Consider the following 22297-nt stretch of genomic DNA (forward strand, 5'->3'; position numbering starts at 1 on the left):
GGGGAAAGTCCCGCATCATGATCTGTAGAAATACGGGTCACGATGCGGGGCTTTTTCGCGTTGTGGAACTGTTGAACGGTGAGGGGGAGCGGTAATCATCAACCCTCCCCCCTTAAAAACAGGTTCTCGACGCCCAGGCCTACAGGCGGCCCGCTGCCTTGAGGTCGAGATAGGCGTCGGCCAGAGCCGGCGCCAGTTCATCCGGGGTGGCGTCGACGACCGTGGCGCCGTGACGCATCAGCTTCTCTGCTGTGCGACGACGCTGTTCTTGGGTCTGAGCGGCTGCGGCCGCCTCGTAGACCGCCTCCACGTCGCCCCGGCCCGCCGCCATCCGCTTTATATGGGGATCGGCCACCGCCGCCACCAACACTGTGTGGCGCTGGGTCAGTTGAGGGAGTACGGGGAGCAGGCCCTCCTCGGCCGCGGCCGTGTCCAGGCTGGTGAGCAGGACGAGGAGAGAGCGGCGCGGAGCATGTGTCAGTGCCGCTGACGCGAGGCCGCGGGCGTCCGTTTCCACCAGGGACGGTTCGAGGGGGGCCATCGCGTTGACCAGCGCGGGCAGGAGCTCGCCTGCCGCTCGGCCCTGGACCTGGGCGCGCACACGGCGGTCGTACGCGAGGAGGTCGACCCGGTCGCCGGCACGTGAAGCGAGGGCAGCGAGCAGGAGTGCGGCGTCCATGGCCGCGTCGAGGCGGGGTACATCACCGACGCGGCCGGCAGAAGTACGTCCCGTGTCGAGGACGACGAGTACATGGCGGTCGCGCTCAGGGCGCCAGGTGCGTACGGCGACATTGCCCTGGCGGGCGGTCGCGCGCCAGTCGATGGAGCGGGTGTCGTCGCCGGGGACGTACTCGCGGAGGCTGTCGAACTCGGTTCCTTCGCCGCGGGTCAACACGCTGGTTCGGCCGTCGAGTTCACGAAGCCTGGCGAGGCGTGACGGCAGGTGCTTGCGGCTGGTGAACGGCGGCAGGACGCGTACCGTCCAGGGGACTTCGTGGCTGCCCTGGCGGGCGGCCAGGCCGAGGGGGCCGTATGAGCGGACCGTGATGCGGGCTGCGTGGCGGTCGCCCCGGCGGGTCGGGCGCAGCGCTGTCGAGAGGCGGCTTCGTTCGCCGGCCGGAACGGTCAACTGGTGGCGTGAAGCTGCCTGTTCGGTGTCGGGGTGCCAACTGCTGGGCGGCCAGGCGTCCCTCAGCTGGGCACGGAGGCGGCGGTTCGAAGGATTGGTGATGGTGAGGTCGACGGTGGCCGCGTCACCCAGTCGAACTGACGTATCACCGCTTCGGGTGAATCGGAGCTTTCGCACTGGCGCGGCGCAGGTGTAGTCGCACAGAATTGCGAGTGCAAGGGGAGCGTTGATCGCGAGCATCCCGGTCCATCCCGGCGCGAAGACGCCGACCGGGACGGAGCAGAGAGCGGCTAGGAGTGCGGAGCGTCCGGTGAGGGCCATGGGGTCGCCTCAGCGGGGCACGGGGACGTGGGCGAGGACCGAAGTGATGACGGAGTCGGCGGTGACGCCCTCCATCTCGGCTTCGGGACGCAGCTGGATGCGGTGACGAAGTGTGGGTAGTGCCAGGGCTTTCACATCGTCCGGGATGACGTAGTCCCGTCCGGTGAGCCAGGCCCAGGCACGGGCCGTGGAGAGCAGGGCGGTGGCGCCTCGGGGGGAGACCCCGAGGCTGAGCGAGGGGGATTCACGCGTGGCACGACAGATATCGACGACATAGCCGGCGATCTCGTCCGAGACGGCGGTCTTGGCTACGGCGGCGCGGGCAGCGTCGAGGTCGGCGGGGCCGGCCACCGGGCGTATGCCTGCTGCCTTGAGGTCGCGAGGGTTGAAGCCGTTCGCATGCCGCGACAGGACGTTTATCTCGTCCTGTCGTGAGGGCAGCGGGACCGTCAACTTCAGTAGGAACCGGTCCAGTTGGGCCTCGGGCAGCGGGTACGTGCCCTCGTATTCGACCGGGTTCTGGGTGGCTGCCACGAGGAACGGGTCGGGCAGGAGGCGCGGCGTGCCGTCGACCGTGACCTGACGCTCCTCCATGGCTTCGAGCAGGGAGGACTGGGTCTTGGGCGGAGTCCGGTTGATCTCGTCCGCGAGCAGCAGATTGGTGAAGACCGGGCCGGGCTGGAAGGAGAACTCCGCCGTGCGGGCGTCGTAGATGAGCGATCCGGTGACGTCACTCGGCATCAGATCGGGAGTGAACTGAACGCGCTTGGTGTCGAGTTCGAGGGAGGCTGCCAGAGCGCGCACCAGGAGGGTCTTGGCGACGCCCGGTACACCTTCGAGCAGCACGTGGCCGCGGCAGAGCAGGGCGACGACGAGGCCGGTGACGGCGGAGTCCTGGCCGACTACAGCCTTGGCGATCTCGGCGCGCAGGGCTTCGAGGGAAGCGCGTGCGCTGTCCGGGGTCGCCGTGGTCTCCGGGGTGCGGTCGCTCATGAAGTGCGTACCTCTCTTTCGAGGGCGTCCAGTTCGTCCGCGAGGCGGACAAGTGCGGCGTCGTCGGCCGGTGTTGGGCCGAAGAGCAGGGAAAAGGGATCACGGCCGGCCGCGGGGAGCCGGGCGGAGACGGCCGGGATGAGGACATCGGGGGAGTGCGCCGCCGAGGGGGCCACGCCGAGGAGCGGGGCCAGGCGGCTGCGGGTGGCTCCACGAAGGGTGTCGGCCGCGCGGTCGCGGGCGTTGGCCTTGCGGTAGAGGCGGGCGCGGCCTTCGGTCGCCTCGGACGCGCGGATGGCGACCGGGAGCCGCTCGGTGACGAGCGGGCCGAGCCGTCGGGCACGCCAGATGGCGGCGAGCACGGCGGCGAGGCCGAGTTGGAGGGTGGCCCACAGCCATCCGGACGGGATCAGTTCGAAGAAGGAGCGTTTGCCACCGTCGGTGGCCGACACATCGCCCAGCGAGGGGAGGTACCAGACCACATGCGAACGAGTGCCCAGGAGTTGGAGGGCGAGAGAGGCGTTGCCCTCCTCGTCGAGCCGGTGGTTGAGGAGCAGATCGGGGGCGCCGAGCAGGACCGTGTCGCCCTGCCCGCGTGCCGCGGGGGTGCGGAGCAGGGTGGGCAGACCGTCGGCGGGGTAGCAGCCGTCGTTGTTCTCGTCGGGGCCCGCGTAGCGGATGCCGCCGGTGTCGGCGCGGCCCGCGCGGGTGGCGTCCGGCCGGCTGCAGCCGGGGTCGCGCGGTTGGACCGGGACCGGGCTTTCGGCGCGTACGTCGGGAGCGAGGATGCTCAGCGACGGCGAGGTAGGAGCGACGAGGATCGTGCGGCCGCCGGAGTCGGCGGTGGCGGCGCGGAGTTGGCGCTGCTGGCCCTCCGTCAGGAGGTCGGGCACGGTGATCAGGAGGGTGGTGTCCGGCCCGGCGGCGGTCGTCGCCTCGCCGAGTGTGGTGACGACGCTGGTGGAGACGCCCTGGGCCTTGAGCAGCTCGGCGACGGCTCGGCTGCCGTATTCGTCGGCGGAGCGTGGGTCGAGGCTGCCGTGCTGGGCGTCGGAGCGGAGCGCCGCGAGGGCGATGCCGGCGGCTATCAGGATGACCAGAGCGAGGGCCAGTCCGCGCGTACGGGTCCACACGTGGCGGGCCGTGACCGAGGTGGAGGTGGAGGTGGGGGCGGCCGAGGCGGCGGTCATTCGGCGGCCCCGTGGATCGCATTGCTCAGGGCGGGCTTGCTGCGTTCCAGATCCCGGTCCAGGTCGTGCAGCCGTATGTACGTCGCCTCGTCGGCGGTGCGGCCGCCGTATGTGACGTCGTCGAACGCGCGGGCGGCGGCGTGGAGTCGGTTCGCGTGGCCGGGCAGTGGGCGGCCGGCTTCGGCCGCGGCCTCGTCGGCGGTGCGCCCCGGGCGGGGGTCGAGGAGGGCCCGCTCTTCGAGCGAGCGGACGATGGCGCGCATCTGTTCCTGGACGGCGTCGTTCCAGCGGTGGGCGGCGGCGTGCGCCTCGGCCGCGCTGCGGTGTTCGGCGGCGCTGCGGGGGCGGTCGTCGAAGACGGTGCCGCCCGGGACGGCGGCCCGCTGCGGGGTGCCGAGCCGCCACCACAGGGCGCCGATCAGCGCGATGGCGGCGACGGCGACCACGACCAGGCCGAGCGCGCCGCCGGGCGTGACCCCCGATGCCGAGTCGAAGAGCGAACCGACCCAGCCCCAGAACTTGTTGAGCCCGCGCTGGAGGAGGCTCGGGTCGTTCTGGTGGTACGCCGGATCGGACAGTTCGCGCCGCGCCGCCTCCCGGGCGGGGTCGCGTCCGATGTCCACCGGTGGCGTGCCGGATGCGCCGCTCAGCAGTCGCGCTGTGATGAAGCCCCCCGCTTCTGGCACTGCATCAGCTCCGAGGTGTCTCGTAGCCGGGAACGCCGGCGGCGCGGGCCAGTTCGAGGTCGAGGGCCTCGCGCCGAATGCGCTGGTCGATGTAGAGCAGGACGCTGGCGTTGGCTGCGATCGGGTAGGTGATCGCCGATCCGATCACGGCCCCGATGCCGGAGACGATCAGGTAGGCCCAGTTGTAGTCGGGGGTGGTGCCGTCGAGGAGACCGTGGAAGGAACTGCTGTCCACCGCCGTCGCGACGAGCGCGAACGGGATCATGACGATCATCGAGACGATGAACGCCAGCAGCGACGTCAGCGAGATGATGCCGAAGATGCGCCACCAGGAGCCGTTGACCAGCTTGCTGGAGCGTCGCAGCGACTGGACGATGCTCTGCTTCTCCAGCATCAGGGCCGGGGAGGCGAGGCTGAAGCGGATGTACAGCCACAGCGCGACCACGAACGCGGCCGTGCCGCCGAGCAGGGCCAGCGCGAGGCCTCCGGCACCCCCGATGAGTGCGCCGGGCAGGATGCCGACGGCGATGATCGCTCCGCACATGACGAACAGCAGGGCCAGCAGGCCGAACAGGCTCAGCAGCCGCGGCCGTGCCTCGGCCCAGGCGTCCCCCAGGCTCACCTCGCGGCCGAGCACGGAACGGCTGACCACGATGGTGAGGACGGCCATGGTGAACAGCGTGGCGAACTGACCGATCACCAGCGGCGGCAGGAGGTCGACCAGGCTGGACTGCATCGCGTCGACGGCCTGGTTGACGGCTTCGGTGCCGGTGGCGTTCGGGTTGATGGAGGCCGGGGCCGGGACGAGGTAGCGGGTGGCGAGGATCTGGGCGATCTGCGAGATCACCGCGACGGTCAGCGTGAGGCCGAGGACCGTGCGCCAGTGGGCGCGTGCCGTGGAGACGGCGCCGTCGAGGATCTCGCCGACACCCAGCGGGCGCAACGGGATGACGCCGGGCTTGGCTGCGGGCGGGCGGCCGTAGTTCTGGTTCCAGTGGCCGCCGGGGGGCTGTCCGGGGATCTGTCCCCAGCCGCCGGGGCCCTGCTGCCCCGCGCCACGGCCCGGGGTCTGCTGCGGAGTCGGGCTCGCGCCCGGCGCGGACCACTGGGCGGCCGGGGGCTGGTCCTGGGACCACTTCGACGAGGCGCGGGCCCGGTCGGAGGGTTCCGGGGTCGGAGGCGTGCCGGAGTTGTCGCCGTCGGAGGAGGGCGATCCGGGCGAGGCCCAGCCCGGAGAGTCGTTCACGGTCGTCCACCTCGTGGATTGGTCGCGGGACCGGCTGCGCACGCCGGCTCCTTCGGGTTGGCTGCCATGGTGTCACGTGGATCCCGGCCATGGACCTGCCCCCGTATCTCGTTGGCACCTTCAATTGTCGGCGGCTTCCGGGGCAGACTGGGCGGATGGCTGATCAGGACGTGCGAACCACCACGGGGCCCGGCCCTTCGGGCATACCTTCGCTGCGCTGGGACGATCCGCCGGAGGGCCCGGTACTGGTCCTCCTGGACCAGACCCGGCTGCCCGCCGAGGAGATGGAGCTGGTCTGCACCGATGTGCCGGGCCTCGTGCTGGCCATTCAGAAGCTGGCGGTACGCGGAGCCCCACTGCTCGGCATCGCAGGCGCCTACGGGGTCGCGCTCGCCGCGGCCCGTGGCTACGACGTGGACGAGGCGGCGGCGCTGCTCGCGGGGGCCAGGCCCACCGCGGTCAACCTGGCGTACGGAGTGCGGCTGGCGGCCGGGGCGTACCGGGCGGTGGCGGAGAAGGGCGGGAGCGCGGCGGAGGCCGGGGCCGCGGCGCTGGCCGCCGCCAAGGAGCTGCACCGGGCGGACGCCGAGGCCAGTGCCCGGATGGCCCGGCACGGGCTCACACTGCTCGACGAGCTGCTGCCGGGCGGCAGCCACCGCATCCTCACCCACTGCAACACCGGGCGCCTGGTGTCCGGCGGTGAGGGCACCGCCTTCGCGGTCGCCCTCGCCGCGCACCGGGCGGGCCATCTGCGGCGGCTTTGGGTGGACGAGACGCGACCGCTGCTGCAGGGGTCGCGGCTGACCGCCTACGAGGCTGCGGGCAGCGGGATGGCTTACAGCCTGCTGAGCGACAATGCGGCCGGCTCGCTCTTCGCGGCCGGTGAGGTCGATGCCGTCCTCATCGGCGCCGACCGGATCGCGGCCGACGGCTCGGTGGCGAACAAGGTGGGCAGTTATCCGCTCGCCGTGCTCGCCAAGTACCACCACGTGCCCTTCATCGTGGTCGCACCCGTCACCACGGTGGATCTGGAGACCCCCGACGGCGCCGCGATCGAGGTCGAGCAGCGGCCCGGCCAGGAAGTGACGGAGCTCACAGTGCCGCAGGCCGCGGGCGGCGGCTGGGGGTCGGGTTCCGGCCTTCCGGTGGCACCGCTGGGGACCCAGGCGTACAACCCCGCCTTCGATGTGACACCGCCGGAACTGGTGACGGCGATCGTCACGGAGGAGGGGGTGCTGTCCCCGGTGACAGGGGGCGGTCTGAGAGAGCTGTGTGCCAGGTCACGCCAGGTAACGATTAGCTAATGGGATGATGACGTTTATGAAGGGACGCGTCCTTGTCGTCGACGACGACACCGCACTGGCCGAGATGCTCGGCATTGTGTTGCGTGGAGAAGGTTTTGAGCCGTCGTTCGTAGCGGATGGCGACAAGGCACTGGCGGCATTCCGTGACGCCAAGCCCGACCTGGTGCTGCTCGATCTCATGCTGCCCGGACGGGATGGCATCGAGGTCTGCAGGCTGATCAGGGCCGAGTCGGGTGTGCCGATCGTCATGCTCACCGCTAAGAGCGACACCGTGGACGTGGTGGTCGGCCTGGAGTCCGGGGCCGACGACTACATCGTGAAGCCGTTCAAGCCGAAGGAGCTGGTCGCCCGGATCCGGGCCCGGCTGCGCAGGTCCGAGGAGCCTGCGCCGGAGCAGCTCGCCATCGGCGATCTGGTCATCGACGTGGCAGGCCACTCGGTGAAGCGGGACGGGCAGTCGATCGCCCTGACCCCGCTGGAGTTCGACCTCTTGGTCGCGCTCGCCCGCAAGCCGTGGCAGGTGTTCACTCGAGAAGTACTCCTCGAACAGGTCTGGGGCTACCGCCACGCGGCGGACACCCGCCTGGTCAACGTGCATGTGCAGCGGCTTCGCTCGAAGGTCGAGAAGGACCCCGAGCGGCCGGAGATCGTGGTGACCGTCCGTGGGGTCGGTTACAAGGCAGGACCGAGCTGAGATGACCCAAGAAGCTGGGCGCAAGACGTCCTGGGGCGGCCGGCTGCTCCAGGACGGGGCGCCCGGCGGTCCGGTGCTGCGCCTCGTCGTGCGCTGGCTGCGGCGTCCGCTGCTGCCCGCCGCACGGCTGTGGCGTCGCAACATCCAGCTCCGGGTGGTCGCGGCCACCTTGCTGATGTCACTGGGCGTGGTCGTGCTGCTCGGCTTCGTGGTGATCGGGGCGGTACGCAACGGCCTGCTCGACACCAAGGAGAAGGCGGCCGAGAGCCAGTCCGCGGGCGGCTTCGCGGTCGCCAAGGACAAGGCCGGCAGCCCGGTCTCGGCCGGTGACGACACCGCTTCGGGCGGTCGTGGCTCCGGCTCGTCGGTGAGCTGGCGCAACGATCTGGTGACCCAGCTCGCCAGCAGTGGCCAGGGCGCGTTCTACGTCGTCGCCCTGGGCTCGGCGTCCTCCGACTCGGACTCGGCGTCCAGCAACCGGGGCCCGCGCGCCTCCGGATACGTCGACCCCCGCGCCAGTGTTCCGCAGAGCCTGCGCGACAGCGTCGACGAGGGTACGGGTGCCTTCAAGACGTACACCTCGATCAAGTTCACCGACGGCCAGGAGGCCGAGCCCGGGCTCGTGGTGGGCACCCGGCTCAAGGACGTCGACGGGCAGTCCTACCAGCTCTACTACCTCTTCCCGCTGGTGCAGGAGGAGAAGTCGCTCACCCTGGTCAAGACGACGCTGGCGACCGCGGGGCTGTTCGTCGTGGTGCTGCTCGGGGCGATCGCCTGGCTCGTCGTGCGGCAGGTGGTCACGCCGGTGCGCATGGCGGCCGGAGTCGCCGAGCGGCTCTCCACGGGCGTGCTCAGAGAGCGGATGAAGGTCACCGGCGAGGACGACATCGCCCGGCTCGGCGAGGCCTTCAACAAGATGGCACAGAACCTCCAGGTCAAGATCAACCAGCTGGAGGAGCTGTCGCGGATGCAGCGGCGATTCGTCTCCGACGTCTCGCACGAGCTGCGCACCCCCCTGACGACCGTACGGATGGCGGCCGACGTCATCCACGAGGCGCGCGTCGACTTCGATCCGGTGACGGCACGCTCGGCCGAGCTGCTCGCCGGACAGCTCGACCGCTTCGAGTCGTTGCTCGCCGACCTCCTGGAGATCAGCCGGTTCGACGCGGGCGCGGCCGCGCTGGAGGCCGAGCCGATAGACCTGCGTGAGGTCGTACGCCGTGTCATCGAGGGTGCCGAGCCGCTCGCCGAGCGCAAGGGCACCCGGATACGGGTGGCCGGCGACGAACAGCCCGTGGTCGCCGAGGCGGATGCCCGCCGAGTCGAGCGGGTACTGCGCAACCTGGTGGTCAACGCCGTCGAGCACGGCGAGGGCCGGGACGTCGTGGTGCGCCTCGCGGCGGCCGGTGGCGCTGTCGCCGTCGCCGTGCGGGACTACGGCGTCGGGCTCAAGCCCGGCGAGGCGACCCGGGTGTTCAACCGGTTCTGGCGGGCCGATCCGGCGCGGGCCCGTACCACCGGCGGTACCGGGCTCGGCCTGTCGATCGCCGTCGAGGACGCGCGACTGCACGGCGGCTGGCTGCAGGCCTGGGGCGAGCCCGGCGGGGGTTCCCAGTTCCGGCTGACCCTGCCCCGCACCGCCGACGAGCCGCTGCGGGGATCGCCGATACCGCTGGAGCCCGAGGACTCACGGGCCGCCCGTGAGCGGGCCAAGGCCGAAGCCGGGTCCTCAGGGGCCCAGGGCAACCGGCTCTCCACCGTGCCGATACCCCGACTGGACCGCTCCGCGCTGCCGGTGCCGCCCACGGCCCCGGCACGCCCGCACACCTCGGGCCCGGCCGCCAGCCCCGCCGGACTGCCCGGCGGTGGCGGTGGTGGCCGGGTGGTGGCACGTCGACCCGAGACGGAGCCGGGCGCGCGTACGGGGGCGGCGCGTGAGGACGGCACGGCGGACCCAGAGCGCTTCGTCGAAACGACTGACCAGGAGGGATCGGCCCGTGGGCGCTGACCGGGGGAGAGCCCGCGGCAAACTGCTGGGGGCGGTGGTCGTCCTCGGCTGCGGCTCGCTGCTCGTGTCGGGCTGCGCGTCCATGCCGAGCAGCGGCGATGTGCACTCGGTCTCGGCGTCCCAGCGCGCCGACTCGCAGGTGCAGGTGTACGCCGTGCCGCCGCGGCCGGGCGCCGAGCCCAACGAGATCGTCTCGGGCTTCCTGGAAGCCATGACCAGTGACGACCCCCAGTTCGCGATGGCCCGCCAGTATCTGACGCCGAAAGCGGCGATGGACTGGCGGGCGACCACGGTCACGGTCCTGGCCGACGGCCCCGACCCGCAGCCCAACCGCTCGGCCGACCGGGGCGCGGACGCGAACGGCTTCACCTTCACGGTGTCCGGCAAGCCCGTCGCCCTCGTCGACAAGCAGCACGCCTACCAGCCGTTCAAGCCTCAGGACACGTACAGCCAGACCATCCACCTGGTCCGCCAGAGCGGCGCCGACGGTACGGGTCGTGAGTGGCGCATCGACGCGCTGCCGGAGGGGTTGCTGCTCGGCCAGTCCGACTTCCAGCGCATCTACCGGTCCGTCAACAAGTACTACTTCGCGATGGGCCAGGACCGCCTGGTCGCCGACCCGGTGTACATGCGGCTGCGCACCGACCCCGTGACGCAGATGAACCTGATCACGCAGACGGTGCAGTCCGTCCTGGACGGCCCGACGAGCTGGCTCGAACCGGTGGTCTCGTCGAAGTTCCCCTCGGGGACGGCGCTGAAGGGCGACACCAAGTCCCTCGCCCTGGACGACCGCAACGCCCTGAAGGTGCCGCTGAACGAGCGTGCCTCCAACGCCGGCGAGGCGCAGTGCAAGCGCATGGCGGCCCAAATCCTCTTCACGCTGCGGGACTTGACGACCACGCGGGTCGGTCAGGTGGAGCTCGACCGGGCCAACGGCTCCCAGCTGTGTGTGCTCAGCGGCGATCAGGCCGAGACGTACGCGCCGGACCGCATGTCGACCAGTCCCGGCCAGTACTTCGTCGACGCGGGCGGCCATGTCGAGCGGATGCGGGCCGACGCGGGCGGCTCGGACAGCTCGGGCGGCAGCACGGACGGCACCGACTCCGCGGACGGTTCGGACGCCTCGGTGGTGACCGAGCCGGTGCAGGGTCCGTTCGGCAAGGGCGAGCAGCAGGTGCGTACCGTCGCGGTCTCGCGGGACGAGAAGCGCGCGGCCGGGGTGTCGGCGGACGGCAAGTCCCTGCTCGTGGCCCCGCTCGCAGCCGATGGCGCCCTGGCGCGTACGCAGGTGACCAGCGACGACAAGGACGCGAAGGACGGCGGCCTCTCGGCGCCGAGCTGGGACGGGCGAGGCGACCTGTGGGTGGCCGACCGCAACGCCGCCAAGCCGCGGCTGCTGCGCCTCGTGCAGGGTGCGGGGGGTCCGCAGACGGTCGACGTCGCCGGTCTCAACGGCGGGCGCATCGAGCAGGTGCGGATGTCGGTGGACGGGGTGCGCGCCGCGCTGCTCGTGTCCGACGGCACCCACACGACGCTGCGGATCGGCCGGGTCGAGCGGAGCGGCGAGGGCGACAAGAGCGTGGTCTCGGTGGTCGAACTGCGCCCCGGGGCACCGCAGATGGAGGACGTGACGGCCGTGTCGTGGGCCGGGCGCAGCCGTCTCGTGGTGGTCGGCAAGGAGATCGGCGGCGTCTCGCAGCAGCTGCGCTATGTGCAGACGGACGGGTCCACGTCGGCCTCCGGCACCCTGCCGAGCGTCAACAAGGTCACGGACGTGGCCGCCACCGACGACGACCGGATGCCGCTGGTGGCGCACTCGCAGGAGGACGGCATCGTCCGGCTGCCGCCCGGAGCGAACTGGCGCACGGCCGTCAAGAAGGGCTCGGCGCCCGCCTATCCGGGCTAGTCACGGGCCTGGGGACGGGTTGTCCACAGGGGTGGCGGCTGACCGCTCGCGTCGGCACAGTGGAGGCCATGCGGGGGTGGTGGCGGGAGTTCTCCGGCCTTGTGCTGCCGACTGCGTGCGGCGGCTGCGGCAGGCCGCGTACGGCGCTGTGCGCGCGGTGCAGGGCGGCGCTGCTCGGGGCGCCCGCGTGCCGGGTGCGCCCGGCACCGGAGCCCGCCGGGCTGCCCGCCGTGTACGCGGCCGCGCCCTACGAGGACGCGGTGCGCGCGGTGCTGCTCGGCCACAAGGAGCGGGGCGCGCTCGGTCTCGCCGGGGTGCTCGGTCAGGCACTCGCCGGAGCGGCGCGGGCGGCCGCGGCTCCTTGCGGACGGGGGCCGTTGCTCCTGGTCCCGGTGCCGTCGTCGCGGCGTGCGGTACGGGCCCGCGGGCACGACGCGACCCGGCGCATCGCGCTTGCCGCGGCCGGTGAGCTGCGGCGGAGCGGAACGGACGCCCGGGTCGCCGCGGTCCTGCGCCAGCGCCGCACGGTGGCCGACCAGGCGGGCCTCAGCGCCTCTCAGCGGCTCCGGAATCTGTCGGGGGCCCTGATGGTGGCAGGCGGTGGCGTACGGCTCCTGGAGGGCGGCCAGGTGGTCCTGGTGGACGATCTGATGACCACCGGAGCATCCCTTGCGGAAGCGGCGCGTGTGATCCGGGCAGCCGGGGTAGGCGGTCGGGACAGGAACGCTCCGGAGGGAGATGGGTGCCCTGGGCAGGGAGATGGATGCCCTGGGCAGGGAATTCCGGCATTTGCTTCGGTGGGGGCTTCGCATCGTCGGCGTGGGGCCGGTTCGGCCCCGCCGGACGGCGATGTCCGGCGCCCGCTCGCCGCGGTTGTCGCGGCGGCTCCGGAATCGTTCGCAATAAACCGGAACTGACCGAGAACTTGCATCGTTGCAGGTAGTGAGAGGGTGGAAACGCTCCAATGGAGGTACGTGCGGGTAGCGGGTGCCGACAACCGGCCGAGAGAGCTATGTTCGGTTGTGAGGAATGGCGAAAGCCCGTTCACTTAATGCACGACTGAGCTTCGGCGCGTTTTCACTTACCCCCGAGTTGGTGGGGTGGGGATCTTCTCGACGGGGGAGGAGGAGGTGATACGTCACCGAGTCCGACGCCCCGGCATACACCGGGGTCTGGTGCAAAAGGGAGCAGCTCCGCAGAGAGCGGAGTGATCCGGGAACGGAGTTCTGCGTGGACATCGTCGTCAAGGGCCGCAAGACCGAGGTGCCCGAGCGGTTCCGCAAGCACGTGGCCGAGAAGCTGAAGCTGGAGAAGATCCAGAAGCTCGACGGCAAGGTAATCAGCCTCGACGTCGAGGTGTCCAAGGAACACAACCCGCGGCAGGCGGACCGCTCGGACCGGGTGGAGATCACCCTCCACTCGCGAGGCCCGGTGATCCGTGCGGAGGCGGCGGCGGCAGACCCCTACGCGGCGCTCGATCTGGCGACCGGCAAGCTGGAGGCGCGGCTGCGCAAGCAGCACGACAAGCGCTACACGCGCCGTGGCAACGGCCGGCTCTCGGCCGCCGAGGTCGTCGACGCCGTGCCGGGTGTGGCGTCGCTGAACGGAAACGGCGAGCTTGTGGACACTTCGGAGGAAGACCGCATCCCCACCACCAGGATCGGCTCGCTCGAAGTGAAGGGCGAAGGACCGCTGGTGGTCCGCGAGAAGACGCACACGGCAGCCGCGATGACGCTCGACCAGGCTCTCTACGAGATGGAGCTGGTCGGGCACGACTTCTACCTGTTCGTCGACTCGGAGACGAAGAACCCCAGTGTCGTCTACCGGCGGCACGCCTACGACTACGGCGTCATCCACCTGGAGACCGACCCGCTCGCCGGCGAGGACGCGAGCGGTGCGGGCGGTGCGCTGGGCGGCTGACCCCGGCCGGAAGGATCACGGATCGACCCGCAGGGCGGGCGCGCTGAACGGCTGAGGACGGCGCGCCGTACCAACGGATGACGGTGCCCCTGGAGCGCGTGTGCGCCCCCAGGGGCACCACCGTGCGACCACTGGACCACCTTTCTGTCGGCCGGGCATGAAATCATGGCGTCGCACGCCAACCGCAGCTCCCTGGAGCGTGGTTGGTGCAGCACACCAACGCGGGCCACGGCCTTCAGGGGGAGGAACGATGGCGGACAGCTTCGGTCCGGTGCACGACGGTTCCCATGCCGACAGCCGGAACGGGGGGGACCGCGACAGCGGCATGGACACGGGCGGCTCCCGCAAGGAGCCGATCCGGGTCCTGGTGGTGGACGACCACGCCCTCTTCCGCCGGGGGCTCGAGATCGTGCTGGCCGCCGAGGAGGACATCCAGGTCGTCGGCGAGGCCGGAGACGGTGCGGAAGCGGTGGACAAGGCGGCCGACCTGTTGCCGGACATCGTGCTGATGGACGTACGGATGCCCCGGCGCGGCGGTATCGAGGCCTGCACCTCCATCAAGGAGGTGGCACCCAGCGCGAAGATCATCATGCTGACCATCAGCGACGAGGAGGCGGACCTCTACGACGCGATCAAGGCGGGGGCGACGGGCTATCTCCTCAAGGAGATCTCCACCGACGAGGTGGCGACCGCGATCCGCGCGGTCGCCGACGGCCAGTCGCAGATCAGCCCCTCGATGGCCTCCAAGCTGCTCACCGAGTTCAAGTCGATGATCCAGCGCACCGACGAGCGTCGCCTGGTGCCCGCGCCCCGGCTCACCGAGCGTGAGCTGGAGGTGCTCAAGCTGGTGGCCACGGGCATGAACAACCGTGACATCGCCAAGGAGTTGTTCATCTCCGAGAACACCGTGAAGAACCATGTGCGCAACATCCTGGAGAAGCTCCAGCTGCACTCCAGGATGGAGGCGGTGGTCTACGCGATGCGCGAGAAGATCCTGGAGATCAGGTAGCCAGTGCCGAGGTGAGCGCCGCAGCTTCCTGCGGCGACCCGGCCCGCTCGACGCGTACCGCATCGCAGCCCACCCACGTCGCTGCCTCCAACAGGGCCTGCGCCATGGGCCTTACGGCCTTCGGCGAGGCCAGCGAGACCTGCTTGGCGACCAGGGTGCGGCCCTCACGGGCCGGGTCGACACGGCCGACCAGCTTGCCGCCGGAGAGCAGCGGCATCGCGAAGTACCCGTGGATCCGCTTGGGTTTGGGGACGTACGCCTCCAGGCGGTGGGTGAAACCGAAGACGCGCTCGGTGCGGGCGCGGTCCCACACCAGTGAGTCGAACGGCGACAGCAGCGTGGTGCGGTGGCGGCCACGGGGGTCGGTGGCCAGTGCTTCGGGGTCGGCCCAGGCGGGCTTGCCCCAGCCCTGCACGGTGACCGGCACCAGGCCCGAGTCGGCGACCACGGCGTCGAACTGCTCGGCCTTGAGGCGGTGGTAGTCGGCGATGTCCGCCCGGGTGCCCACCCCCAGGGACTGGCCGGCGAGCCGCACCAGGCGGCGCAGGCACTCGGTGTCGTCCAGGTCGTCGTGCAGTAGTGCCTCCGGAATGGCGCGCTCGGCCAGGTCGTAGACCCGCTTCCAGCCGCGCCGCTCGGTGCAGACCACCTCGCCGTACATCAGCGCGCGCTCGACGGCGACCTTGGACGCCGACCAGTCCCACCACTCGCCCTTGTTCTTGGCGCCGCCCAAGTCCGTTGCGGTGAGCGGCCCTTCGGCGTGCAGCTGCTTGATCACCTGCTCATAGGCGCCGTCCGGCAGCTCGTGCCCCCAGTGCGGCCGGGAGCGGTAGGCGCGGCGGCGGAACGCGAAGTGCGGCCACTCCTCGACGGGCAGGATGCATGCCGCGTGCGACCAGTACTCGAAGGCGTGGCCACCGCTCCAGTACGCCTCCTCGATGCGCGGGCGGCCGACCGCGCCCAGGCGGGCGTACGGGACGAGCTCGTGCGAGCGGGCGAGCACGGAGATGGTGTCGAGCTGGACCGCGCCCAGGTGGCGCAACACCCCGCGCACTCCGCCCCGTCGGTCGGCAGCGCCGAGGAAACCCTGGGCGCGCAGGGCGATCCTGCGGGCCTCGTCGGCGGACAGTTCGGCGGCGGCAGGCGGCAGGCTCGTCATGCTCCGCACGATAGTGGCCGCCACTGACAACGCGGGAGGAGGTCAGGGCCGCGCGGGCAGGTAGGGCAGCACACCGGGCAGGCCCAGGTCCGCGGGGAGCAGCGAGCCGACCCAGTGGTCGCGGCGGCTGCCCCGGTGCACGGTCGCCGAGCGCAGCGTGCCCTCCAGGGTGAAGCCGGCCTTCAGGGCGACGGCCCGGGACGCCTCGTTGCCGACCTCCGCGCGCCACTCGAGGCGGTCGACGGCGGCCGCCTCGAAGGCCCAGCGGGCCACCCGGGTCGCGGCCTCCACCACATAGCCGCGGCCGCGGTGCTCCTTGGTCGCCCAGAAGCCGAGTTCCGCGCAGCCGGGGCCGCGCCGCGTCACGCTCATCATGGCGACCAGGGCCGAGTCGTCCGCAGTAAGTACTGCGAAGGTGTAGTCGGTGTCGTGGCGCCAGCCGTCCGGGCCGTAGGAGGAGGTGAAGGCCTCCGCGTGCTCGCGCAGATAGGGCGAGGGGACGGTCGTCCAGCGCTGGATGTCGGCATCCTGACAAGCCGCGTAGGCGGCGTCGGAATCCTCGGGGCCGACCGGGCGCAGCAGCAGGCGTTCGGTGGTGAGCGTTATGGCTTCCATCGCCCGATTGTCCTTGCCCACGGCTGCGGGAACCACCTCATTTCCCCACCCGCCCGGCACCTTCGGCCGGTCCCGTCCGTTGTCGTAACAGCAGACCTCCCGGCGCGGCCGGGTCCTCGCATACGATGACCGTTGCTGTATCCACACCCATAGCCACTCGACCGCGCCAGGCCCGACCGGCAAGGAGACCAACCCCCGTGTCCGTCCTCTCAAAGATCATGCGTGCAGGCGAAGGCAAGATCCTGCGCAAGCTGCACCGCATCGCGGACCAGGTCAACTCCATCGAAGAGGACTTCGTCAACCTCTCCGACGCCGAGCTGCGTGCCCTCACTGACGAGTACAAGCAGCGGTACGCGGACGGCGAGAGCCTGGACGACCTGCTCCCCGAAGCCTTCGCGACCGTGCGCGAGGCCGCCAAGCGCGTCCTCGGCCAGCGCCACTACGACGTCCAGATGATGGGTGGAGCCGCGCTGCACCTCGGCTATGTCGCCGAGATGAAGACCGGCGAGGGCAAGACCCTCGTCGGCACGCTGCCGGCCTACCTGAACGCGCTGTCCGGCAAGGGCGTCCACCTGATCACGGTGAACGACTACCTGGCCGAGCGCGACTCCGAGATGATGGGCCGGGTGCACAAGTTCCTCGGCCTCGAGGTCGGCTGCATCCTGGCCAACATGTCGCCCGCCGAGCGCCGCGCGCAGTACGCCGCCGACATCACGTACGGCACGAACAACGAGTTCGGCTTCGACTACCTGCGCGACAACATGGCGTGGTCCCAGGACGAGCTCGTCCAGCGCGGCCACAACTTCGCGATCGTCGACGAGGTCGACTCGATCCTGGTCGACGAGGCCCGTACGCCGCTGATCATCTCCGGCCCCGCCGACCAGGCCACCAAGTGGTACGGCGACTTCGCCAAGCTGGTGACGCGCCTGACCAAGGGCGAGGCGGGCAACCCGCTGAAGGGCATCGAGGAGACCGGCGACTACGAGGTCGACGAGAAGAAGCGCACCGTCGCCATCCACGAGCCGGGCGTCGCCAAGGTCGAGGACTGGCTGGGTATCGACAACCTCTACGAGTCGGTGAACACCCCGCTCGTCGGTTACCTGAACAACGCCATCAAGGCGAAGGAACTGTTCAAGAAGGACAAGGACTACGTCGTCATGGACGGCGAAGTCATGATCGTCGACGAGCACACCGGCCGTATCCTCGCCGGCCGCCGCTACAACGAGGGCATGCACCAGGCGATCGAGGCGAAGGAAGGGGTGGACATCAAGGACGAGAACCAGACCCTCGCCACGATCACCCTGCAGAACTTCTTCCGCCTCTACAAGCGGCACGACCAGCAGGGCAAGGAAGAGCCCGGTCTCTCCGGCATGACCGGTACGGCGATGACCGAGGCGGCCGAGTTCCACCAGATCTACAAGCTCGGTGTCGTCCCGATCCCGACCAACCGGCCGATGGTCCGCAAGGACCAGTCCGACCTGATCTACCGCACCGAGGTCGCCAAGTTCGAGGCGGTCGTCGACGACATCGCCGAGAAGCACGAGAAGGGCCAGCCGATCCTGGTCGGCACCACCTCGGTCGAGAAGTCCGAGTACCTCTCGCAGCAGCTCTCCAAGCGCGGCATCCAGCACGAGGTGCTCAACGCCAAGCAGCACGACCGGGAGGCGACGATCGTCGCCCAGGCCGGCCGCAAGGGTGCCGTCACCGTCGCCACCAACATGGCCGGACGAGGCACCGACATCAAGCTCGGCGGCAACCCGGACGACCTCGCCGAGGCCGAGCTGCGCCAGGCGGGTCTCGACCCGGTGGAGCACGTCGAGGAGTGGGCCGCGGCGCTGCCCGCCGCCCTGGAGAAGGCCGAGCTCGCCGTCAAGGCCGAGTTCGAAGAGGTCAAGGAGCTCGGCGGCCTGTACGTCCTCGGCACCGAGCGGCACGAGTCGCGCCGCATCGACAACCAGCTGCGCGGCCGTTCCGGCCGTCAGGGCGACCCGGGCGAGTCCCGCTTCTACCTGTCGCTCGGCGACGACCTGATGCGCCTGTTCAAGGCGCAGATGGTCGAGCGCGTCATGTCGATGGCGAACGTCCCGGACGACGTGCCGATCGAGAACAAGATGGTGACGCGCGCGATCGCGTCCGCCCAGTCGCAGGTCGAGCAGCAGAACTTCGAGACCCGCAAGAACGTCCTGAAGTACGACGAGGTGCTCAACCGCCAGCGCGAGGTCATCTACGGCGAGCGCCGCCGCGTCCTGGAGGGCGAGGACCTGCACGAGCAGGTCAGGCACTTCATGGACGACACGATCGACGCCTACATCCAGGCCGAGACCGTCGAGGGCTTCGCCGAGGAGTGGGACCTGGACCGGCTGTGGGGCGCCTTCAAGCAGCTCTACCCGGTCAAGGTCACCGTGGAGGAGCTGGAGGATGCCGCGGGCGACCGCGCCGGCATCACCGCCGAGTTCATCGCGGAGTCCGTCAAGGACGACATCTACGAGCAGTACGCCTCCCGCGAGGAGCAGCTCGGTTCCGACATCATGCGCGAGCTGGAGCGCCGCGTGGTCCTGTCGGTCCTGGACCGCAAGTGGCGCGAGCACCTCTACGAGATGGACTACCTCCAGGAGGGCATCGGCCTGCGGGCCATGGCGCAGAAGGACCCGCTGGTCGAGTACCAGCGCGAGGGCTTCGACATGTTCAACGCCATGATGGAGGGCATCAAGGAGGAGTCCGTCGGCTATCTGTTCAACCTGGAGGTCCAGGTCGAGCAGCAGGTCGAGGAGGTCCCGGTGGAGGACTCCGCGCTCGCCGACGCGCCCTCGCTCAGCAAGGAGGACGCCATCCCGGCCGCGCGCCCGGAGATCCGTGCCAAGGGTCTGGACGCCCCGCAGCGCCCCGACCGGCTGCACTTCTCGGCGCCCACGGTGGACGGTGAGGGCGGCGTCGTCGAGGGCGACTTCGACAACGGTGACGACGAGCCGGCCCGCTCGGAGTCGGACGGCCTGACGCGCGCCGAGCGCCGCAAGGCCCAGAAGACCACGGGTGGCCGCCGCCGCAAGAAGTAGGCACAAGGGACAGGCGGGCGGCGCAGCCGCCGGCCGTACGTCCAGCGGGGCCCGGCACCGGGAAGGTGCCGGGCCCCTCGCTATGCCGGGACGCGTTCGCCGCCCAGCTCCACCGCGGCGCACCGCCAGCGCAGATCGGCGCCCCGCTCCAGCCGGAAGGCCATGGCCCGCACCTGCTCGCCCGCCGCGATGCAGGCGGCCGCCTCGACGATCCCGCGGTCCAGCGGGGCCGCGCGGCAGGACCGTACGACGGGCCGGGCGCCGCGGGTGCGGAAGGGGGTGCGCGGGGCGAGCCGGACCAGCTGCTCGTAGGCGTCCCCGACGGTCAGGCCCAGCATCCAGTGCACCGGGCGCTCGCCGCTGAGCACCGCGAGCAGCTTCTGCGCGAACAGCTCGTGCGGGGTCAGCCGCTGCGGTCGCCGGGTTCCGGTGCTGCCGGGCCTGCGCTGGTCGCCGCGTCCCGCCGGCCCTGTCGTGGTCCCGCTCATGGCTGACGCCCCCTTCGATACCAGTGGGTAACTTCTGTTGGGGATCTTGTACGGGGGCGACGGGAGCCGTCGCAAGGAGCGGACCCGGGGTGGGCGAGGCCGTAGGGATTCACCTATCCGGATGAGTGAGATGTCCGTCTGCCCAGGTGGGGATGGGTGTGGCCGACTTCGGCGGCGAGAGGGGCCGAGGGGGCACCGGCAGCTCGAAGGGGGACTCCCGCGCGTATCCTGAACCCGTCTCACGACCGAATGGGACGACGAGAAGAGAGCGGTCCCTCATGCGCGTCTACGTACCCCTGACCATCTCCGGTCTCGCGACGGCCCACGGCGCCGGAGAGCTCGGCCCCGGGCCCCTCACCGCCTACGCCGTCACGCCCGGCCTGCGCGAGTGGTACGTCTCCGACGACATCGAGGAGCTGGAGTACGCGGCGCTGAACCGGGCCGCGGCCGCCTCGCTGCGGCGGCTCGCCGGTGAGCCGGGCACCGCCAGGCGTCGGGTCGTGGTCGCCGTGGACGTGCCGGACAACACCGTCGCCGCCGACCCGGACAGCGCCCTGGACGCGAGCTCGCTCGGCGAGGTCAGGATCGCCTCCGCGGTGGCGCTGGCCAAGGCGGCCGCCGTGCACGTGGACGCCGAGGATGCGGTGGCCGATGTGACGGCCGCGGCCGACGCGCTCGGCGCCGCCGACCACGGCGACGACGACGCCCAGTTCACCGTGGACGGGGCCGAGGACCACGAACTGCTCTGGTTCGGCGTGCAGGAGATCCCCAACCTGATCGCCTGACCTGCGGATGTGCCCGTCCGTGGTCGATTGTCAGTGCGGGTGGGTACCTTTTTGGCATGGGGAACGGCAGGCAGGACACGGGGAAGCGCCAGGCCCATCTGGTCTGGGACTGGAACGGCACACTGCTCGACGACAACGTGGCGGTCATCGAGGCCACCAACGCCGCTTTCGCGGAGCTCGGCCTCGAGCCGATCACGCTTGAGCGCTACCGCGACCTGTACTGCGTACCGATTCCCCGTTTCTACCAGCGGCTGATGGGCCGGCTGCCCACGGATGCCGAATGGCTGGTCATGGACGCGGCCTTCCACCGGCAGTACTGGTCGCGTGCGGACTCCTGCGGGCTCACCGCGGGCGCGGCCGAGCTGCTCGCGGCGCGCTGGACGGCCGGCCTCAGCCAGTCCCTGCTGTCCATGGCGCCGCACGAGCACCTGGTCCCCATCGTGCGGCGGCACGGCATCACCGAGCATTTCGTCCGGGTCGACGGCCGCACCGGACCCTCGCACGGCAGCAAGGCGGAGCACATGGTCCGCCACCTGACCGCGCTGCGAACGGCGGACCCGGAGATATCCGGCGAGCGGATCGTGGTGATCGGGGACGCGGTGGACGACGCGGTGGCCGCGGCGGCCGTGGGCGCGCAGGCTGTGCTGTTCACCGGCGGCTCCCACAGCCGCACCAGCCTCGCCGTGGCGGGGGTCCCAGTGGTCGACACCCTCGCGGAGGCGGTCGCCGTCGCCGAGGATCTGGTGGCCTGAGGCGGCTCGGCCCGGGGCAGCGCCGGTTACGTCACCGGTGCCTTCGCTCGCAGCACCGTCAGGAACTCCCGCATCCAGCCGGAGTGGTCCGGCCAGGCCCGGGCGGAGACCAGGGTGCCGTCCACCACGGTCTCCGCGTCCTGGAAGGTGGCGCCCGCCGTCTGCATGTCCAGTTCGAGCGCCGGATAGGCGGTGACCCGGCGTCCGCTCAGGCTGCCGATCGCGGCGGTGAGCAGCGGACCGTGGCAGATCTGGGCCACCGGCTTGTCGGTGTCGAAGAACGCCTTCAGGAGCTTCCTCAGCTCCGGGTCGTTGCGGAGGTACTCGGGCGCCCGGCCGCCCGGGATCACCAAGGCGACGTACTGGCCGGGGTCGACCTCGGAGAAGGCCAGGTCCGCGGGCCAGGTGTAGCCGGGCTTCTCCGTGTACGTGTCGAAGCCGGGCTCGAAGTCGTGGATCACGAACCGCAGCTTCTTGCGGGCCGGGGCCGCGATGTGGACCTCGTACCCCTCCTCGCGCAGCCGCTGGTAGGGGTAGAGGACTTCCAGGGATTCGGCCGCGTCACCGGTCACGATGAGGATCTTGGCTGCCATGAGTGCACTCCCTCTCGGGGCTGTGGAGCTCAGAGGCTGTCGGGGGCTCGGGGGCTCAGGGGGCTCGGGCTCGGAGTGGCTGAAGGCCGACCGCGCCCGCCGATGCCACACCCGCGGACGCCACACCCTCGGACGCCGCACGCGCGGACACCGCACCTGCGGATTTCCGTACCGTCAACCTGCCCGCGCGGCGGCCGTTTGCCAAGAGGCTCGTTCGCGCCGCCACGTCGCTGTCCAGAGTGTCAAACTTCGGGCCCAGCTTTTGTACACATAAGGCTCATGACGGTTCGGGGGGAAGGGGCGATAGCCTTGTCCCGTGATCAGCGCGATATGTCGCGGAGGCACTGCCGCCCCCGCCCTTCGCCCGGAGCGCCACGGCGCCCGGGCAGTCGCTGATTCCCTCCACCCGGAATCAAGCCTCGAAGCCACAAAATTGGCCGGTAAGC

19 protein-coding genes are annotated in these 22297 nt (G+C 70.8%); 10 read left to right on the forward strand and 9 right to left on the reverse strand.

Translation table 11 applies throughout. From position 1 onward, the window contains the following. Positions 1-139 precede the first annotated feature (139 nt). The 5 genes from IE267_RS29855 to IE267_RS29875 are packed head-to-tail and all read right to left on the reverse strand — an operon-like array spanning position 140 to position 5565. Positions 140-1450: a DUF58 domain-containing protein gene (locus IE267_RS29855; RefSeq protein WP_189765356.1), complete on the reverse strand. Its 1311-nt coding sequence runs from the start codon at positions 1448-1450 to the stop codon at positions 140-142. 9 nt (positions 1451-1459) lie between these two features. Then, a complete protein-coding gene (locus tag IE267_RS29860; protein ID WP_189765357.1) occupies positions 1460-2443 on the reverse strand; it encodes an AAA family ATPase in 984 nt (327 codons plus the stop codon). Next, positions 2440-3633: a DUF4350 domain-containing protein gene (locus IE267_RS29865; protein ID WP_189765358.1), complete on the reverse strand. Its 1194-nt coding sequence runs from the start codon at positions 3631-3633 to the stop codon at positions 2440-2442. The genes IE267_RS29860 and IE267_RS29865 overlap by 4 nt, the downstream gene beginning before the upstream one ends. Next, entirely contained in the window at positions 3630-4319 is a 690-nt protein-coding gene (locus IE267_RS29870) for a DUF4129 domain-containing protein (RefSeq protein ID WP_189765359.1), read from the reverse strand. Before IE267_RS29870 ends, IE267_RS29865 begins: the two co-directional genes overlap by 4 nt. Positions 4320-4323: 4 nt before the next feature. Then, the gene (locus IE267_RS29875) at positions 4324-5565 is read right to left on the reverse strand and encodes a DUF7847 domain-containing protein (protein WP_189765360.1); all 1242 of its coding nucleotides are present in this window, start codon (positions 5563-5565) and stop codon (positions 4324-4326) included. 155 nt (positions 5566-5720) lie between these two features. Between IE267_RS29875 and mtnA the strand changes: the two genes are divergently transcribed. The 7 genes from mtnA to IE267_RS29905 all read left to right on the forward strand — a co-directional run bounded on the left by mtnA (position 5721) and on the right by IE267_RS29905 (position 14406). Continuing rightward, complete coding sequence (gene mtnA / locus IE267_RS29880) at positions 5721-6869, forward strand: S-methyl-5-thioribose-1-phosphate isomerase (protein ID WP_189765361.1); 1149 nt, start codon at positions 5721-5723, stop codon at positions 6867-6869. Positions 6870-6873: 4 nt separating this feature from the next. Further along, positions 6874-7563, forward strand: coding sequence for a two-component system response regulator MtrA (gene mtrA / locus IE267_RS29885; RefSeq protein WP_189389435.1), 690 nt, complete (start codon positions 6874-6876; stop codon positions 7561-7563). A 1-nt stretch (position 7564) separates the two neighbouring features. After that, a complete protein-coding gene (gene mtrB, locus IE267_RS29890; RefSeq protein WP_189765362.1) occupies positions 7565-9571 on the forward strand; it encodes an MtrAB system histidine kinase MtrB in 2007 nt (668 codons plus the stop codon). Next, positions 9561-11477, forward strand: coding sequence for an LpqB family beta-propeller domain-containing protein (locus IE267_RS29895; RefSeq protein WP_373304608.1), 1917 nt, complete (start codon positions 9561-9563; stop codon positions 11475-11477). The genes mtrB and IE267_RS29895 overlap by 11 nt, the downstream gene beginning before the upstream one ends. Positions 11478-11545: 68 nt before the next feature. Next, a complete protein-coding gene (locus tag IE267_RS39790; RefSeq protein WP_229861491.1) occupies positions 11546-12394 on the forward strand; it encodes a ComF family protein in 849 nt (282 codons plus the stop codon). Between the two features lie 313 nt (positions 12395-12707). Further along, complete coding sequence (gene hpf / locus IE267_RS29900; RefSeq protein ID WP_100578649.1) at positions 12708-13397, forward strand: ribosome hibernation-promoting factor, HPF/YfiA family; 690 nt, start codon at positions 12708-12710, stop codon at positions 13395-13397. Between the two features lie 250 nt (positions 13398-13647). Beyond that, positions 13648-14406: a response regulator gene (locus IE267_RS29905; protein WP_161248881.1), complete on the forward strand. Its 759-nt coding sequence runs from the start codon at positions 13648-13650 to the stop codon at positions 14404-14406. On the opposite strand, the gene IE267_RS29910 is transcribed toward IE267_RS29905, so the two are convergent. Next, positions 14399-15565 carry a winged helix-turn-helix domain-containing protein gene (locus IE267_RS29910; RefSeq protein WP_167152941.1) on the reverse strand — a complete coding sequence of 389 codons (1167 nt, stop codon included), beginning with the start codon at positions 15563-15565 and terminating at the stop codon, positions 14399-14401. The genes IE267_RS29905 and IE267_RS29910 overlap by 8 nt on opposite strands. 42 nt (positions 15566-15607) lie before the next feature. Then, positions 15608-16180, reverse strand: coding sequence for a GNAT family N-acetyltransferase (locus tag IE267_RS29915; protein WP_167152942.1), 573 nt, complete (start codon positions 16178-16180; stop codon positions 15608-15610). Between the two features lie 197 nt (positions 16181-16377). Here IE267_RS29915 and secA point away from each other — a divergent pair, with 197 nt between their 5' ends. Continuing rightward, entirely contained in the window at positions 16378-19233 is a 2856-nt protein-coding gene (gene secA / locus IE267_RS29920) for a preprotein translocase subunit SecA (protein ID WP_161248887.1), read from the forward strand. Positions 19234-19313: 80 nt separating this feature from the next. Here the strand turns inward: secA and IE267_RS29925 are convergent, their stop codons facing one another. Further along, positions 19314-19721, reverse strand: a complete 408-nt coding sequence (locus tag IE267_RS29925; RefSeq protein WP_100578644.1) for an Rv3235 family protein — start codon at positions 19719-19721, stop codon at positions 19314-19316. A gap of 278 nt (positions 19722-19999) precedes the next feature. Here IE267_RS29925 and IE267_RS29930 point away from each other — a divergent pair, with 278 nt between their 5' ends. Together IE267_RS29930 and IE267_RS29935 are read left to right on the forward strand one after the other, a co-directional pair. Further along, the gene (locus IE267_RS29930) at positions 20000-20506 is read left to right on the forward strand and encodes a DUF6912 family protein (protein ID WP_161248889.1); all 507 of its coding nucleotides are present in this window, start codon (positions 20000-20002) and stop codon (positions 20504-20506) included. A gap of 56 nt (positions 20507-20562) precedes the next feature. Further along, the gene (locus tag IE267_RS29935; RefSeq protein WP_189765363.1) at positions 20563-21258 is read left to right on the forward strand and encodes an HAD family hydrolase; all 696 of its coding nucleotides are present in this window, start codon (positions 20563-20565) and stop codon (positions 21256-21258) included. Between the two features lie 26 nt (positions 21259-21284). Here the strand turns inward: IE267_RS29935 and IE267_RS29940 are convergent, their stop codons facing one another. After that, on the reverse strand, positions 21285-21851 hold the full coding sequence (locus IE267_RS29940) for a DJ-1/PfpI family protein (protein ID WP_167152944.1): 567 nt from the start codon (positions 21849-21851) through the stop codon (positions 21285-21287). Positions 21852-22297 lie beyond the last annotated feature (446 nt).

Source organism: Streptomyces xanthochromogenes, from assembly GCF_014650455.1.
Classification (GTDB): domain Bacteria; phylum Actinomycetota; class Actinomycetes; order Streptomycetales; family Streptomycetaceae; genus Streptomyces; species Streptomyces xanthochromogenes.